General features: G+C 73.7%; 16 protein-coding genes. 11 read left to right on the plus strand and 5 right to left on the minus strand.

The annotated features are described in order from the left end of the window. Nucleotides 1-23 precede the first annotated feature (23 nt). Nucleotides 24-1,172 (plus strand): polysaccharide pyruvyl transferase family protein, encoded by a 1,149-nt coding sequence (locus E1193_RS05725; protein WP_132180952.1) that lies wholly within the window; start codon nt 24-26, stop codon nt 1,170-1,172. Nucleotides 1,173-1,264: 92 nt separating this feature from the next. Here the strand turns inward: E1193_RS05725 and E1193_RS05730 are convergent, their stop codons facing one another. Next, nucleotides 1,265-1,462 carry a hypothetical protein gene (locus E1193_RS05730; RefSeq protein WP_132180954.1) on the minus strand — a complete coding sequence of 66 codons (198 nt, stop codon included), beginning with the start codon at nt 1,460-1,462 and terminating at the stop codon, nt 1,265-1,267. Nucleotides 1,463-1,544: 82 nt separating this feature from the next. Between E1193_RS05730 and E1193_RS05735 the strand changes: the two genes are divergently transcribed. The 3 genes from E1193_RS05735 to E1193_RS05745 all read left to right on the plus strand — a co-directional run bounded on the left by E1193_RS05735 (nt 1,545) and on the right by E1193_RS05745 (nt 6,482). Continuing rightward, nucleotides 1,545-2,066, plus strand: coding sequence for a DinB family protein (locus tag E1193_RS05735; RefSeq protein WP_132180956.1), 522 nt, complete (start codon nt 1,545-1,547; stop codon nt 2,064-2,066). A gap of 88 nt (nt 2,067-2,154) precedes the next feature. Continuing rightward, nucleotides 2,155-5,400 carry a DEAD/DEAH box helicase gene (locus tag E1193_RS05740; RefSeq protein ID WP_132180958.1) on the plus strand — a complete coding sequence of 1,082 codons (3,246 nt, stop codon included), beginning with the start codon at nt 2,155-2,157 and terminating at the stop codon, nt 5,398-5,400. A gap of 137 nt (nt 5,401-5,537) precedes the next feature. Then, nucleotides 5,538-6,482 (plus strand): SWIM zinc finger family protein, encoded by a 945-nt coding sequence (locus E1193_RS05745; protein ID WP_243707310.1) that lies wholly within the window; start codon nt 5,538-5,540, stop codon nt 6,480-6,482. Nucleotides 6,483-6,553: 71 nt separating this feature from the next. On the opposite strand, the gene E1193_RS05750 is transcribed toward E1193_RS05745, so the two are convergent. From E1193_RS05750 to E1193_RS05760, 3 genes are all read right to left on the minus strand, one after another. After that, entirely contained in the window at nt 6,554-6,811 is a 258-nt protein-coding gene (locus E1193_RS05750) for a DUF3040 domain-containing protein (protein WP_132180962.1), read from the minus strand. 202 nt (nt 6,812-7,013) lie between these two features. Next, on the minus strand, nt 7,014-7,208 hold the full coding sequence (locus E1193_RS05755; RefSeq protein WP_132180964.1) for a hypothetical protein: 195 nt from the start codon (nt 7,206-7,208) through the stop codon (nt 7,014-7,016). Nucleotides 7,209-7,257: 49 nt separating this feature from the next. Beyond that, complete coding sequence (locus E1193_RS05760) at nt 7,258-7,929, minus strand: bifunctional DNA primase/polymerase (protein ID WP_132180966.1); 672 nt, start codon at nt 7,927-7,929, stop codon at nt 7,258-7,260. A 247-nt stretch (nt 7,930-8,176) separates the two neighbouring features. Here E1193_RS05760 and E1193_RS05765 point away from each other — a divergent pair, with 247 nt between their 5' ends. From E1193_RS05765 to E1193_RS05795, 7 genes are all read left to right on the plus strand, one after another. Beyond that, nucleotides 8,177-9,403 (plus strand): helix-turn-helix domain-containing protein, encoded by a 1,227-nt coding sequence (locus E1193_RS05765; protein WP_132180968.1) that lies wholly within the window; start codon nt 8,177-8,179, stop codon nt 9,401-9,403. Between the two features lie 16 nt (nt 9,404-9,419). Then, nucleotides 9,420-9,995 (plus strand): flavoprotein, encoded by a 576-nt coding sequence (locus E1193_RS05770; protein WP_132180970.1) that lies wholly within the window; start codon nt 9,420-9,422, stop codon nt 9,993-9,995. A 94-nt stretch (nt 9,996-10,089) separates the two neighbouring features. After that, nucleotides 10,090-10,962, plus strand: a complete 873-nt coding sequence (locus E1193_RS05775) for a Nif3-like dinuclear metal center hexameric protein (protein ID WP_132180972.1) — start codon at nt 10,090-10,092, stop codon at nt 10,960-10,962. Further along, nucleotides 10,952-11,689 (plus strand): C4-type zinc ribbon domain-containing protein, encoded by a 738-nt coding sequence (locus E1193_RS05780; protein WP_132180974.1) that lies wholly within the window; start codon nt 10,952-10,954, stop codon nt 11,687-11,689. Before E1193_RS05775 ends, E1193_RS05780 begins: the two co-directional genes overlap by 11 nt. 3 nt (nt 11,690-11,692) lie before the next feature. Then, nucleotides 11,693-12,910, plus strand: coding sequence for a bifunctional RNase H/acid phosphatase (locus tag E1193_RS05785; RefSeq protein WP_132180976.1), 1,218 nt, complete (start codon nt 11,693-11,695; stop codon nt 12,908-12,910). 149 nt (nt 12,911-13,059) lie between these two features. Then, entirely contained in the window at nt 13,060-13,302 is a 243-nt protein-coding gene (locus E1193_RS05790) for a DUF3311 domain-containing protein (protein ID WP_132180978.1), read from the plus strand. A 117-nt stretch (nt 13,303-13,419) separates the two neighbouring features. Beyond that, a complete protein-coding gene (locus tag E1193_RS05795) occupies nt 13,420-15,075 on the plus strand; it encodes a sodium:solute symporter (protein WP_132180980.1) in 1,656 nt (551 codons plus the stop codon). Nucleotides 15,076-15,184: 109 nt separating this feature from the next. Here E1193_RS05795 and E1193_RS05800 read toward each other — a convergent pair whose 3' ends face one another. Beyond that, the gene (locus E1193_RS05800; protein WP_132180982.1) at nt 15,185-15,946 is read right to left on the minus strand and encodes a sulfite exporter TauE/SafE family protein; all 762 of its coding nucleotides are present in this window, start codon (nt 15,944-15,946) and stop codon (nt 15,185-15,187) included. Nucleotides 15,947-16,106 lie beyond the last annotated feature (160 nt).

Genomic DNA, 16,106 nt, shown 5'->3' on the forward strand with positions numbered 1-16,106 from the left:
GACGCACCCGGGGAGGAGCGAGGATGAGACACGACACCGGACTGACGATCGGTGTGCTCGGCTCGTACGGCGGCCGGAATCTCGGCGACGAGGCGATTCTCAGCGGCCTCTTGGCCGATCTGCGTGCGCAGGAACCCAACGCCCGGATCGTCGTCTTCTCCCGCAACCCCGCCCACACCGCCATCGCCCACCCCGACGTGGAGGCGGTGCCCTGGGAGGGGGTCAGCCGCGTCGACTCCGCCGAGGTGCTGGCCCGGCTCGACCTGCTGATCCTCGGCGGCGGCGGCATCCTGTACGACAAGGAGGCCCGGCGCTACCTGCGGGTCGTGCGGGTTGCCCAGGAGCGGGGGCTGCCGTTGCTCACGTACGCGGTCGGCGTCGGGCCGCTCAGCGACGGGGTGGACACCGGCATGGTCCGGGAGACTCTGGCCGCAGCCACCGAGGTGACCGTGCGGGACCAGGAGTCCCGGATGGTGCTGGAGGAAGCGGGTCTGGTCAACCCGATCACCGTCACCGCCGACCCGGCGTTCCTGCTGGAACCGGAGGAGTTCCCCGCCCGGCTGCTGCGCGAGGAGGGCGTCCCGGCCGGCCGGCGGCTGGTCGGCCTCAGCGTCCGCGAGCCCGGGCGGGCGGCCGAACGCCTCGACGTCGACGCGTACCACCGGCTGATCGCCCAGATCGGCGATTTCCTGGTGCAGCGGATCGACGCGTACGTGCTCTTCGTCCCGATGGAACGCGACGACATCCGGCACTCGCACGGCGTGCTGTCGCACATGGTCGCCGCCGAGCGGGGCCGCATCCTGCACGGCGACTACTCACCCCGGCAGGTTCTCGGCCTGATGAAGCACTTCGACCTGGCGGTGGGCATGCGGCTGCACTTCCTGATCTTCGCCGCGATGGTGGGCACGCCGTTCCTGCCGCTGCCGTACGCGGGAAAGGTCTTCGACCTGGCCCAGCGGCTCGGGGTGCCGGCGCTGCGGGGCGTGGAGCGCGAGGTGGAGGGCCCGCTGCTGGCGGAGGTCGACCGGCTCTGGGACGAGCGGGACTCCCGCGCCGAGGAGACCGCCCGGCGGGTGGCCGAGGTCTGCGAGCAGGCCCGGGGCACCTCGCAGGTCACCCGGGCGGTGCTGGAGAGCCTGCGCAATCGGACCCTGGCCCGGATGGCCGCCTGAGCCGGCGCGCCGGCCGTGCCTGTCCGCCGGCCAAGGCCGGCGGACAGGCACGGAGCGCACGTCGGGCCACGGGCCGGACCGGCCCTGCGCGGTCACACGGCCGGGCCACGCCAGCGGTAACACCATCCGTCACCGACCGACTCCAGCTCGTAGATCTGCGCGTCGACGAGCCCTTCCGCGCCCAGGTGGTGGTAGGTCAGCGGCGGACGGTCGTTGCTGTCCAACTCGGCGTCGACCGTCTCGCCGTCGGCCGGGCCGTCCGCCAGGGGAATCCTCACCGTTGATGCCATGCCGCCCATCCTGCCCGTCGTGACGCCGCCACGCAGGGTTTGCCGGGCAGCGGCCCGGCGCGTACCCGGCTAGGGTCCGGAGATGGCCGAGATCCCCATCGACCGCACCCTGGGGCCCGTGCTGGCCCGCACCGGCGACGAGCGCGCCGTGCTCGAGGCGTTCCTCGACTTCCACCGGGCCGTCGTGCTGCGCAAGGTGCGTGGCCTGACCGACGCGGCCGCCGCCCACCGGCTGGTGCCGTCCGCCACCACCCTCGCGGGCCTGGTGAAACACCTCGCAATCATCGAGCGGTACTGGTTCCAGGTGCTGCTCGACCCGGCCCCCGGCGACCGGTTCCCGACCGCCGAGGAGGACGCGGCGGCGAGCTTCGCCCTGGCCGAGGGGGAGACGCTGGCGAGCCTGGTCACCGCGTACGAGACGCAGTGCGCGCGGTCCCGTGAGCTGGCCGGCCGCTTCCCGCTGGACCACGTCGTCCCGCAGCCGCAGCTCGGCGAGGTGTCGTTGCGCTGGATCCTGGTCCACATGATCGAGGAGACCGCCCGGCACGCCGGCCACGCCGACATCCTCCGCGAGCTGACCGACGGGGAGACCGGCGCGGTCTGAGGCCGCCGGTCAGGTGGTCGAAGATGGCGCCGAGGCTGGTCCGGCCGCGCCGCCTATCCTGGGCCCCGGGCGTCGACGAGGGGGAGCTGTGCTGGTCATCCACGGGGTGTGGCTGGTCGCCGCCGGCCTCGCCGTCTGGGCCGAGGACACCGCGCTGCCGGCCCGCGCGCCGCGCCGGCCCGGCCGGGCTCCGCGCGAGCGCCCGCACCCGTTCGCCGCCGACCACGCCACGCTGGCCGCCGCCCTCGGCGACGTGCCGGCCGTGGCCGGCTCCGCGCTGCTCACCCTGCCCACCCGCGCCGGCTCGCCGCTGGACTCGCCCGAGCTGGTCCGCACCGCCGTCGCCGAGCCGGTCCGCGGTCCGGTCACCCTCGCCGGGTGGCGCGTTCCCGTGCTGGCGTACGACCCGGACGGCGCGTTGGCGTTGCTGCGTACCCTCGGCGACCGCGCCGCCGTGCCCGGCGCGACCCTGCGCCACCTCGCGGAACTGGCCGACTTCGCGGTCGACCTGGTGGCCCGGGGCCGGCTGCTGCCCGGCCTCGCCGACCAACCCCCGAACCCGCCGGCCACGCTGCTCGGCGCCGCCCGCGCCACGCCCGGCGGCGCGACCCCTCCCGGGGCGCACGGGCCGGCAGGGTCCACGACCGGGGCCGGCCGGGACCGATCGGCCGGCGGCCCGGCCGGCACCGACGGGCCGTGGCGGCGGCCCGGCGACACCGCCGGCCAGCTGCCGGCGTGGGCGATGTGGCGGCCACTGCTCACCGGCGCCGACGCCGCCTGGGCCCGCTCACTGTCCCTGGCGTTGCCCCCGGCCGCCCGTGCCGCCACGACACCCGGCGACCCGCCCGCTCCCGGGACACTGGTCGCCGACGCGCTGGACGCCCTGACCGACGCCGCCGCCCGGGCCGCCCTCGCCGACGTCGACCTGGCCCGGGGTGGGCGGCGCGACACCGCGGTCGGCTGCTGGCTGACCGCGCTGAGCGGCCCGGCCCGGAGGTTCACCGCCGCCCCGGATGCCCTGCGCACCCTCCGCGTCGAGTTGGACGCCTGGCAGCGGGACGCCGTCGGAGGGGCGGTACGGGCCAGCTTCCGCCTGGTCGAGCCCGAGCCCGAGGAGGTCACCGGCCCGCTCGTGGTGGTGCCGGCGGACCCGGCCACGGTGGTCCGCACCGACGGCCTCTGGCGGGTCGAGTTCGGCCTGCAGGCCGCCGACGAGCCCGGGCTGCACGTCGACGCCGGGCAGGTGTGGCGGGCCCCGGAGACCGTCCCCGCGTTGGCCGGGCCGCTGGACAGCCCGCAGGAGACCCTGCTGGCCGAGCTGGGCCGGGCCGGCCGGCTCTGGCCGGAGCTGGACGCCGCGCTGCGCACCGCGACGCCGGAGGAGCTGGAACTGGACGCCGAGGGCGCCCACCGGTTCCTGCGCGACGGCGCCCCCGTGCTGCACGCCGCCGGCTTCGGGGTACTGCTGCCGTCCTGGTGGCGACGCCCGTCCGCGCGGCTCGGCGCCCGGCTGCGGGCACGCGGCCGGACCGCCCCGGGCACGGTGGCCGCCGCCTCCGGCGGCCTGGGCCTGGACGCGCTGGTCGACTACCGGTGGGAGGTGGCGCTCGGCGACGAGACCCTCGACGCCGACGAGTTGGCCGCCCTCGCCGCGCTGAAGACGCCGCTGGTGCGGCTGCGCGGACGCTGGGTGGAGCTGGACCCGAAACGGCTCGCCGCCGGGCTGCGACTGCTGCGCTCCTCCGGCGAGCTGACCGTTGCCGACCTGCTCAGGCTCGGCCTCGCCGAGGGCGACCGGCCGGAGGCGCTGCCGGTGCTGGAGGTCACCGCCGACGGGCCGCTGGGCGACCTGCTCGCCGGGGAGGCCGACCGGCGGCTGACCCCGCTCGACCCGCCGCCCGCCTTCAAGGGGACGTTGCGGCCGTACCAGCGGCGCGGGCTGGCCTGGCTGGCCTTCCTCCAGTCCCTCGGCCTGGGCGGGATCCTCGCCGACGACATGGGTCTGGGCAAGACGGTGCAGCTGCTCGCCCTGCTCGCCGGGGACCCGCCGGACGCCGGCCCGACGCTGCTGGTCTGTCCGATGTCGCTGGTCGGCAACTGGCAGCGGGAGGCCGCGAGGTTCACCCCCGGCCTGCGGGTGCACGTGCACCACGGCGCGGACCGGGCCCGGGGCGCGGAGTTCGAGGACGCGGTGCACGCCGCTGATCTGGTCCTCACCACGTACTCGGTGGCGGCCCGGGACGCTGTCGCGCTCGCCTCCGTCGGCTGGCACCGGGTGGTCCTCGACGAGGCACAGGCGATCAAGAACGCCTCGACCCGGCAGGCCGAGGCCGTCCGGTCGCTGCCCGCGCGGCACCGGGTCGCCGTCACCGGCACACCGGTGGAGAACCGCCTCGCCGACCTCTGGTCGATCATGCAGTTCGCCAACCCGGGGCTGCTCGGCCCGGCGTCCAGCTTCAAGCAGTCGTACGCGGTGCCGATCGAGCGGCACGGCGACGCCGCGACCGCCGCCCGGCTGCGCCGGATGACCGGCCCGTTCGTGCTGCGGCGGCTCAAGACCGACTCCTCGATCATCTCCGACCTGCCGGAGAAGTTGGAGATGGAGGTGCTCTGCAACCTCACCGCCGAACAGGCCTCGCTGTACCGGGCGATCGTCGACGACATGCTGGCGCGAATCGAGTCCAGCGACGGGATGGAGCGGCGCGGGCTGGTGCTGGCCACCATGACCCGGCTCAAGCAGGTCTGCAACCACCCCGCTCAGCTGCTGCGCGACGGCTCCGCCCTGCCCCGCCGCTCGGGCAAGTTGGACCGGCTGGAGGAGATCCTCGACGAGGTGCTCGTCGCGGGGGAGAAGGCGCTGCTCTTCACCCAGTACGCCGAGTTCGGCGGGATGCTCCGCGGCCACCTGTCCGCCCGGTTCGGCCGGGAGGTGCTCTTCCTGCACGGCGGGGTCGGCAAGGCCGACCGGGACGCCATGGTCAGCCGGTTCCAGTCCCCGGGTGGGCCGGCGGTCTTCGTGCTGTCGCTGAAGGCCGGCGGCACCGGGCTCACCCTCACCGCCGCCAACCATGTGGTGCACGTGGACCGCTGGTGGAACCCGGCGGTGGAGGACCAGGCCACCGACCGGGCGTTCCGGATCGGCCAGCGCCGCCGGGTGCAGGTCCGTAAGTTCGTCAGCGCCGGCACGGTGGAGGAGAAGGTGGCCGCGATGATCGCCGACAAGCGCACCCTGGCCGCCTCGGTGGTGGGCAGCGGCGAGCAGTGGATCACCGAGCTCTCCACCGCCCAGCTACGCGAGTTGTTCACCCTCGAGGCCGGGGCGGTGGCCGAGTGACCGGCCGCCGGGACGAGCTCCGGCCGTCCGACACCCCGGCCGGAGCCGATCGGGCCGGAGCCGATCGGGCCGGGGACGACCGGGCCGGAGCCGACCGGTTCGCCGACTTCGGGCGGCCACGCCGGGTCGACGGTGGACTGAAGGCACGCAGTACCCGGGGCGCGATCGGGGTCTCCTGGTGGTCACGGCGCTTCCTGGAGGTGCTGGAGTCGTTCGCGCTCGGCACCCGGCTCACCCGTGGCCGGGCGTACGCGCGCCGCGGTCAGGTGCTCCGGCTCGACGTGCTGCCCGGCCGGGTCGAGGCGACCGTGCAGGGCTCCCGGGCCGCGCCGTACCGGGTCACCATCGAGCTGCCGCCCTTTCCGGCGGCACTCTGGGAAAAGGTCGAACGAAAGCTTGCCGCGCAGGCGTTCTTCAGCGCCCGACTGCTCGCCGGCGACCTTCCGGCCGAGCTGGAGCAGGTCTTCGCCGACGCGGGCGCCCCGCTCTTTCCCGGCGGTCTGCGGGAGCTGACCCAACGGTGCAACTGCCCCGACGCCGCGGTGCCCTGCAAGCACCTGGCGGCGACCTTCTACCTGCTCGCCGAGGCGTTCGACGCCGACCCGTTCGAGCTGCTGCACTGGCGTGGCCGCAGCCGTGCGGTCCTGCTCGACCGGCTGCGTGCGCTGCGCGCCGACGCCACCGCACCGTCCGATCGAGACGGTGCCGAAGTCGCGCCGGCACCCGCCGGTGCGCGGCCCGCCGCCGCATCTTCCGATGCGCGGCCCGCCGCCGCATCTTCCGATGCGCGGCCCGCCACCGCGTCTTCCGGTGCGCAACCGGCCACCGTGCCCGATGTGGGGACCGGCTGCGCCGGGGCGGCCGGCGCGTTGCGGGTACTGGCCGGCCTGCCCGCGACCCCCCTGGCCGAGGCGGTGGACCGGTTCTGGCTGCCGCCGGTGCCGCTGCCGGACCGTCCACCGACCCTGGCCACCGGCCCGGAACTGCTGCTGCGGCAGATCGGTGCGCCCAGCCCGGCGATCGGCGGTCCCGGCCTGTTGGAGCGCCTGCGTCGCGCGTACCGTGCGTTCGGCGACGCCTGACCTCCGGCTGGCGATGGATGATCACCGTCCGGTGCGAACACCACGTGTCGGGCTTCTCGGGCCGGCCGCCGTCACAGCCAGCGGCGGCGGAAGCGCCACATCAGGACGACGTTGACGGTCAGCACCACGGCGCAGACAGCGCCGGCCAACCGCCCGGCCAGCACGGTCATGGCCGGCAGCGACGCCCAGAGCACGATCGTCAACAGCATCAGCCAGCGCCCGCGCCGGGCCCGGGCCCGCTGGTCGAGTCTCGCGAAGAACTTCGGGTCGCTCTCCCGGAGCTGCCGGGTGATCTGTTCGAATCTGCGCTGATCCTCTTTGCTGAGCATGGCGATGCCTTCCCCTCACGGCTTCAGCGGTTCGGCGGCTTACCCGCTGTGGCGGCGGCTCACGCCCTCCCACCGCTGCTACTTTCCGCTGGGTCGGCGATCGCGACACTCGCAAGACGGCGCAAACCGGGGCGTCCGGGCCGCCTGATACCGCAATATGCCGCAATCGCAACGTACGGCCGGGGCCGTTTCGCCGCCGGGATCAGCGGGCGGGGCGGCGGCTGCCGGACGGCCCGCCGGCCGGGCGGGCGCGTTCCGGGCGGGAGCCGCCCGGCCGGGTGCCCGACCAGCGGTAGGGCCGCCGCCGGTGGTGCGGCGGCGGTTCGGTGCCGCCGGTGTGCCTTGCCGCGTCGTCCCTGGCCATCTTGTACCCCCGCTCCTGCCGTTCGTGCGTCACCGGTTCAACGACCTCGCCGTCGCCGGGGGACGCTGGCGGGGCATTCGGATCAGTGACCGCGGCGGGGGAGTGGGAGCTGGCCGGGCAGCAGTTCCGGAGTGAGCGTCACCCCGGTGGCCCGCAGCGCCCCGATGAGGGCGTTCTGCACCAGGTACGAGTCGGGCAGCCGCCACTGTGCCTGTTCCGGGGCGACCGCCCAGCGGACCGGTCCTTCGGGCAGCCGGGTCGGCGGCGCGGCGATCCACGAGCCGGGCCCGTGCCGGACCACCTGGAAGCAGTGGTCGAGCTCGGGTCGCAGCGGGTCGCCGGGGCGGACCAGGAACATCCATCGCCCGGTCGGGGTGACCAGCACCGGGCCGCGGACACCGGCGCCGGCCGGATGCCTCGGGATCGCGTCGATGACGTGCCGGCCGAGGTGCGCCGCCACCTCCAGCACGTCGAAGGCTCGCCCGGTGGGGAGCAGCACCCCGTGCGGGCGGCTACGCCACCAGTTCGCCACCCGCGCGGGGTCGGCGCTGGCCGCGTGCTCCCAGTCCTCCAGCGCCGGATGGCAGCCGACGGTCGGGCAGCCGGCCCGGCCGCAGACGAAGCGGCTCCTGGCCAGGCAGGCGCCGGGAGTCACGGCCCAACCGTGGACGGCGTACCGCACGGCGATCCGGCGCAGCCGGACCCGCTCGATCGACGGCAGTTGAGCGACCCGTGGTCCGACGTTCCTCCACATTCTCCGTGATCTCCCCTCGCCCCGACCGGACGTCCCACCAGGCGACATGTCGAGCACCGTCACTGCCATGACCCGCGATCGTTGAGCTGTCGAACGGCTCGTGCAACTTGCACGAAAGGTACGAGGACTGGCCGTTTGGCCGACGTACAACCTGTGCGACCAGCGAAAACCTCAGACGCGCGGATCGCCGCGCCGGTAGGGGATTGCGTCCGGGGTCCACCGGGCGGACGAGGGGGAGGAGAAGGGGATGGACGAGCTACCCATAGGGCGGCGGGTCGCCTACTGGCGCGGGCGGCGCAAGATGTCCCAACAGGTCTTCGCCGACCGGCTGGGCAAGTCCAAGAGCTGGGTCGACAAGGTCGAGCGCGGGGTACGCCGGCTCGACAAGTTCTCCGTCCTCTACGAGATCGCCGACATCCTCCAGGTCGACGTGCAGTTGCTGCTCGGCAAGGATCCGGAGCGCCGGACCGACGCGCTCAACTGCATCGACCAGATCGAGGTGCAGGAGATTCGGGCCGCCCTGGAGCGGTACGACTCGATGAGCGCCTACTTCGACGCCGCGCCGTACCCGCCGCCGCTGGCCGACATGCGCAAGGCCGTCAACCACGCCTGGCTCACCTACCAGTACGGCCGGTACGGGCTGCTCACCCGGGCTCTGCCGAAGCTGCTGCGCGACGCCCAGGCCGCCGATGCCGGCTTCGGCGGCGACCAGGCCAGGGAGGCAGCCCACCTGCTCGGGCAGATCTACCAGATCGCCTCCTCGGTGCTGCGCAAGCTGGGCGAGTGCGAGCTGGCCTGGCTGGCCGCCGACCGGTCGATGGCGGTCGCCCAGCGCGCCGACGACCAACTGCTGGCCGGGGTCGCGACCACCCGGGTCTGCAATGCCCTGGTGGCGATGGGCCGGGCCCGCCCCGCCCTGGAACTGAACGTCACGATCGCCAACCGGCTCGCCCCCGGCGGCCTGCACGACGCCGAACCAGACCGCCTCTCCGTGTACGGGATGCTGCTGCTCCAGGGGGCGATGGCGGCGGCCCGGATCGGCGACACGTCCACCGTGGCCGACCTGTTCGACGGCGCCCACGAGGCGGCCACGCTGCTCGGCAGCGACCAGAACTACTACTGGACGTCGTTCGGCCCGACCAACCTCGAACTGCACCGCGCCGCCGCGGCAGTCGAGTTGGGCGACGGCGGCCGGGCGGTGGAGATCCACCAGGGCATCCCGGGTCCGGCCTTCAACGCGCTGCTGCCGGAGCGCCGGGCACACCACCTGCTCGATATCGCCCGCGGGTACGCCCAGATCGGCGACGTGGCCAGCGCCGGCGACATGCTGCTGCGCGGCGACCGGCTCGCCCCGTCGGAGATCCGGTGCCGGCCGATCGCCCACGAAGTGATGTCGGACGTCCTGCGTCGCACACGTGGTGCGCCGCCCCCGCCGATTGCCGAGTTGGCTGAGCACATGGGAGTTGGAGTATGAGCACGGTGCCGGCCGGATGAACGGTCCGCACCCCCGAAACGAGCACCTTCCGGTGCTCTACGTCATCGCCTGCGGTTCGCCGCTGGCCCGGCACGTCGGCCGCCTGGTGGAGCTGGCCCAGCAGGTCGGCTGGGACGTCTGCGTGGTCACCACGCCCGACGGCGCGAAGTTCGTCGACCGGGCCGCGCTGGCCCGGCTGACCGGTCACCCGGTACGCGTCCACTACAAGAACGCCGGCGACCCCGACCTGCTGCCCCCGGCCGACGCGATGATCGTCTGCCCGGCGACGGTCAACACGGTCAACAAGTGGGCGGCCGGGATCACCGACACCCTGGCCCTCGGCCTGCTGGTCGAAGGCCAGGGCCAGGGGCTGCCCGTGGTGGTCGTCCCGTTCACCAACACGGCGATGGCCGCGCATCCGGCCTTCCAGGCCGGGCTGTCCCGGCTGCGGGAGTGGGGCACGACCGTGCTCTTCGGTGACCACGTCTTCCCGCTGCACCCGCCGGGCGCGGCCGAACGGCACCTGCACGCCTTCCCGTGGGAGGCCGCGGTGGCGGCCCTGCCCGACCGGTGGGGCAGCGCCGCCGCCTGATCCGGCCCGATGTTCCCGGCAGCCAGCCATGCCGGGGAACACGGGCGGTGGCCGTGACCGTCCGGCCCGGCCTCCGCCGGTAAGCTGACCGGCCGTGAGCACAAGCGCAGCACCACCGACCGTCGCCGACGTGGTGGCGGCGCTGGAGCGCCGGTACCCGCCGGCCTGGGCCGAGGACTGGGACCGGGTCGGCCTGGTGCTCGGCGAGCCCGCCGCCGTCGTGCGCCGGGTCGCGTGCGTGGTCGACGTGGTGGCCGAGACGGTGGCCGAGGCGCTCGCCGCCGGGGCCGACCTGATCGTGGCGCACCATCCGCTGCTGCTGCGCGGCGTCTCATCGGTCGCCCCGACCACGTACAAGGGGCGGATCGTGCACGACCTGATCCGCGCCGACGTGGCCCTGTACGTCGCGCACACCAACGCCGACGTCGCCGACCCGGGTGTCTCCGACGCGTTGGCCGCCCGGTTCGGGCTGACCGGGCTGCGTCCGCTGCACCGGCCGGTCCCGGGCTCCCCGGCCGCGGGGGAGGGCCGGGGAATCGGCCGGGTCGGTGAGCTGCCCACCCCGATGACCCTGGCGGAGCTGACCCGGTACGCCGCCGCCGTGCTGCCCGCCACCGCGTGGGGCGTCCGCGCCGCCGGCGACCCGCAGCGGCTGGTGCGTACGCTGGCGGTCAGCGGCGGCTCCGGCGACTCCTTCCTGGCGGAGGCGACCGCAGCCGGGGTGGACGCCTTCCTCACCGCCGACCTGCGGCACCACCCGGCCGGCGAGCACCTCGCCGCCGGCGGGCCGGCTCTGCTGGACGCCGCCCACTGGGCGACCGAACGACCCTGGCTGGACGACCTGGCCGCCCACCTGCGGGCCGAGTTCGGCGTCGAGACCTTCGTGTCCGACCTGGACACCGACCCCTGGACCCTGCACGCCGCCGCGCCCGCCCTGGACGACAAGGAGCTCCACCGTGAAGGCTGAACCCGAGGTCCAGCGCCGCCTGCTCGACCTTCAGGCCATCGACACCGCCCTCGCCCAGCTCGCCCACCGCCGCCGGACGTTGCCCGAGCGGGCCGAGCTGGAGGCCCTCGCGCGTGAGCTGTCCGCGCTGGAGGACGACCGGGTCCGCGCCCAGGTCGCCGTCGACGACCTGGACCGGGACATCGCCCGGCTGGAGAAGGACATCGACCAGGTCCGGGCCCGCAAGACCAAGGATGAGGACCGGCTCGCCGCCGGCACCGGCCCGGCGCGGGAGCTGGAGGCGCTCCAGCACGAGCTGGTCTCGCTCAACCGTCGCCAGGGCGACCTGGAGGACGCCGAGCTGGAGCTGATGGAGCAGCGGGAGACCGCGCAGGGCGTACTCGACGGGATCGAGGCCAAGCTGGCCGACGCCCGTGAGCGGCGCGCGGCGGCCGAGCGGCGCCGTGACGACAAGCTGGCCGACATCGCCAAGGAAGAGGATTTCAAGAAGTCCGCGCGCCGGCCGCTCGTCGCCGACCTCCCCGCCGACCTGGTCACCCTCTACGACCGGATCCGCGAGGACAGCGGTCTCGGCGCCGCGCTGCTCACCGCCGGGCGGTGCGGCGGTTGCCGGCTGGACCTCTCCGGCGCGGATCTCGCCCGGATCCGCAAGACGGCCCAGGACGAGGTGGTCCGCTGCGAGGAGTGCCGCCGGATCATGGTACGTACCAACGAGTCGGGGCTGTAGCCGGTGGCGGTGGGCGCGGTCGTCGTCGAGGCCGACGGCGGATCCCGGGGCAACCCGGGGCCGGCCGGCTACGGCGCGGTGGTCCGGGACCGGGACTCCGGCGAGGTGCTGGTGGAACGGTCCGAGGCCATCGGGACGGCCACCAACAACGTCGCCGAGTACCGGGGGCTGATCGCCGGCCTGGAAGCCGCCGCCGAGCTGGGTGCGGTCGAGGTCGAGGCCCGGATGGACTCCAAGCTGGTGGTCGAGCAGATGTGTGGCCGCTGGCAGATCAAGCACCCGGGGCTGCGCCCGCTGGCGGCGCAGGCCGCCGCGCTGGTCGACCGGTTCGACCGGGTCCGGTTCAGCTGGATCCCCCGAGAACGCAACCGGCACGCCGACGCGCTGGCCAACGCGGCGATGGACGCGGCCGCCGGCAAGGACGCGGCCGCTGGCAGGGCGGTCACCCGAATCGAGGCGGAGCCGCCCCGTGAGGTGGCCGCCCCCGACTCACCCGCCCGTGCCGCCGCCCGGGAGGCCGCCGCCCGTGCCGCCGCCCGGACCACCGGCACCGACCCGGCGACCGCCAAACCCTCGTGGGAGCCGCGTCCGAGCTTCACCGCCACCCGGCTGATCCTCGTCCGGCACGGCGAGACCGAGTGGACCGTCCAACAGCGCTACGCCGGCCGCGCCGACGTTCCCCTCTCCGACGCCGGCCGGGCGCAGGCCCGGGCCACGGCCGCCCGGGTGGCCCAGCTCGCCCCGGCCGTCGCGGCCGTGCTCAGCTCGCCGCTGTCCCGGTGTACGGCCACCGCCGAGGCGATCGCCTCGGCCCTCGGCGACCTCCCGGTACGCCGGCAGGACGACTGGATCGAGTGCGACTTCGGCGACTGGGACGGCCGGACCTTCGCCGAGGTGCGCGAGGGCTGGCCGGGCGAGCTGGACGCGTGGCTCGCCTCGACCCGGATCGCCCCGCCGGGCGGCGAGTCGTTCGCCACGGTGGGCGCGCGGGTGGCGAAAGCCGTGGCGGAGCTGGGCCAGGCGTACCCGGGGGAGACCGTGGTGGTGGTCTCGCACGTCTCGCCGATCAAGCTGGCGCTGCGCGACGCCCTCGCTGCCGGCGACGCCTTCCTGCACCGGCTCTACCTGGACGCGGCCGGCATCTCCGTGTTCGACATGTGGCCCGACGGCGGCATCGCGGTCCGCTCGGTCAACGACACCGCTCACCTCGCCGGGCTCTGACCGCCTGGCCGAAGGCCGTCGACCTGTGCCGTTCGGCGCAGATCAGCGGCCGTTCGGCGCACCCAGCTTTTCCGATTGAACGTGACAGTGCACACACGGTCGTAGCCTCCGGCCGTCACGTAGCAAGTTAAGACCTACCGGAGGCGTGTATGACCGCACTGGACCCGGAGACGCCGCAGACGGCGTCGTCCAGGGCGAAGGACCACAGTCCCTGGAACTGGCTGCTCTTCATCCCGATCGTGGTGCCGCTGATCCCGGTCCTCTTCAACGCGGACTCGCCCCGGGTGCTCGGCTTCCCGCGCTTCTACTGGCTGCAACTGGTCTACATCCTGCTCGGCGTGGCGACCACCACGCTGGTCTACCAGATGACGAAGAAGCGGGGTGGACGGTGAGCGCGAGGAGTGAGCCGGGCCTGCGAGCCCCGCAGTCGCGAACAGAGGAGGTTCGGTGAGCGCGAGGAGTGAGCCGGGCCTGCGAGCCCCGCAGTCGCGAACAGAGGAGGTTCGCTGATGTGGCGCGACCACCTGACCGAGATCATCGTCTTTACGGCGCTCTTCCTGCTGGTCAGCGCGATGGGTTTCGTGGCGGCCCGATGGCGGGCGCCGCGCGACATGGCCCACCTCGACGAGTGGGGGCTGGGCGGGCGCAATTTCGGCGGCTGGATCACCTGGTTCCTGGTCGGCGGTGACCTCTACACGGCGTACACCTTCGTGGCGGTGCCGGCGCTGGTGTTCGGCGCGGGCGCGATGGGCTTCTTCGCCGTGCCGTACACGATCGTCATCTACCCGCTGGTCTTCCTGGTGCTCTGCCGGCTCTGGTCGGTCTCGCACCGGCACGGTTTCGTCACCCCGGCCGACTTCGTCCGTCGCCGGTTCGACTCGCCGGTGCTGGCGCTGCTGGTGGCGATCACCGGCATCGTCGCGACCATGCCGTACATCGCGCTGCAACTGGTCGGCATCGAGGCGGTCCTCAAGACGATGGGCGTGACAGGTGAGAGCGCGCTGGCCCGACACCTACCGATCGTCATCGCCTTCGCGATTCTCGCCGCGTACACGTACCAGTCGGGGCTGCGGGCGCCGGCGCTGATCGCGTTTGTCAAGGACACCCTGATCTACATCGTGATTCTGGTGGCGGTGCTCTGGCTGCCGTACAAGCTGGGCGGCTGGGGTTCGATCTTCGCCTCCGCCGAGGCGAAGTTCGCCGCGTCGCCGAACCCGGGCGACGGGATCCTGCTCAATGCCAACAATCAGCTCCAGTACGTCACCCTGGCGTTCGGCTCGGCGCTGGCGCTCTTCCTCTACCCGCACAGCATCACCGGCGTGCTGGCCAGCCGGAACCGGGACGTGATCAAGCGGAACATGTCGGCGTTGCCCGCGTACAGCCTGCTGCTCGGGCTGATCGCGCTGCTCGGCTACATGGCCATCGCGGCCGGGGTGAAGCCGTTGCCCGGGGCGACAGCCGGCAGCACGGACGGCAACACCATCGTGCCGGTTCTCTTCGACCAGCAGTTCCCCGACTGGTTCGCCGGGGTGGCGTACGCGGCCATCGGCATCGGCGCGCTGGTGCCGGCGGCGATCATGTCGATCGCGGCGGCGAACCTGTTCACCCGCAACATCTACAAGGAGTACCTGAAGCGCGACGCCACCGCGGCTCAGGAGGCCAACGTCTCGAAGATCACCTCACTGGTGGTGAAGGTCGGCGCGGTGGCCTGCATCGTCTTTCTCGACCCGCAGTTCTCCATAGACCTCCAGCTCATCGGCGGCGTGATCATCCTGCAGACGCTGCCGGCGGTGGCGCTGGGGCTCTACACCCGGTGGTTCCACCGGGGCGCGCTGGTCGCCGGCTGGGTGGCGGGAATGAGCATGGGCATGTGGATGCTCTACCAGATCGGCAACCCGGTGACCGGCAGGAAGCACTTCGCCGGCTCGGCCTTCCCCCTGTCGGAGTTCGGCTTCGACACCACAAAGACGATCTACGTGGGCATCGTGGCCGTACTGGTGAACCTGGTGGTCGCGGCCCTGGCGACGCTGGCGTTGCGGGCGGCGAAGGTCGCCGACGGGGTCGACGGCACCACGTCCGACGACTACTTCGCCGACGAGGGCGACCCGCGAGTCACCCCCGGCCCCACCCGGGGCGCCGACGCCGCCCCGGAACCCGTCGCCTGACCCGGGAGGCAGGGGCCCCTGCCCGCCGCATGTGTGAAGCAGGGGCCCTGCCGGGGCGAACCTCACGGACTGGAGCCGATGCACCCGCTGGTGTTGGGCGTGCTGACAGTCAGCGCAGCGCGCGCCAGAGCAGGTACAGGCCGACGACCGTGCCGAAGACGACGACCACCGTCTTGAGCACCACCGGCGGCAGCCGGCGGACCATCCGCGCGCCCGCGTACCCGCCCAGCAGTGTCGCCGGGGCCACCACCGCGGCCGCCGCCCAGTTCACCGGGCCGAAGAGCGCGAAGACCACCAGCGTGGTCAGCCCGACCACGGCAGAGAGCAGGTTCTTCACGGCCAGCACCCGGGCCAGCGTCGCGTCCAACACCAGGGCCAGGCCGGCCACCAGCATGACCCCGAGCGCCGCGCCGAAGTAGCCGCCGTACGCCGTGCCGACCGCGACCATGGTGTGCACGGTGACGGTACGGCGGCGCGGGCCGAGGTTGGCGGGGTGCCCGACCAGGCGGCGCAGCGGATCCTGGAAGGCGAGCATGGCCGTGGCAGCGAGCACCAGGAACGGCACCACCAGCTCGAACGCCCGGGCCGGGGTGGCCAGCAGCAGCAGGCAGCCGCCGACCGAGCCCACCACAGCGGTGGGCAGCAGCGGCCACAGCGACCGGCCGGGCGGTAGATCCGTGCGGCTGCCCGCCACGCTGGCGACGTACCCGGGGAACACCGACACGGAGTTGCTGACGTTCGCCGACAACGGCGGCAGCCCGATCGAGAGCAGTGCCGGAAAGGTGATCAGGGACCCGCCGCCAGCCAACGCGTTCACCGCGCCGGCGACGAGACCGGCGGTGAGCAGGAGCGCGGCGTGGGGGAGATCCATAATGCCCCCGAGGCTAGTACGCTCCTCTGCACGCCGCTCGGCCGTACCCCGACCGAACACCGGTCCTGTTGAGCGGGCGTCAACCCGTTCGCGCACCGTCGGGTATCGAGCAACCCGTGCCCCGAATGCCCCATCTTCTTCGCATCCGCAGTGAAGAACT

The sequence above is a fragment of the Micromonospora sp. KC606 genome (assembly GCF_004348675.1).
In the GTDB taxonomy this organism is placed as follows: Bacteria; Actinomycetota; Actinomycetes; order Mycobacteriales; family Micromonosporaceae; genus Micromonospora.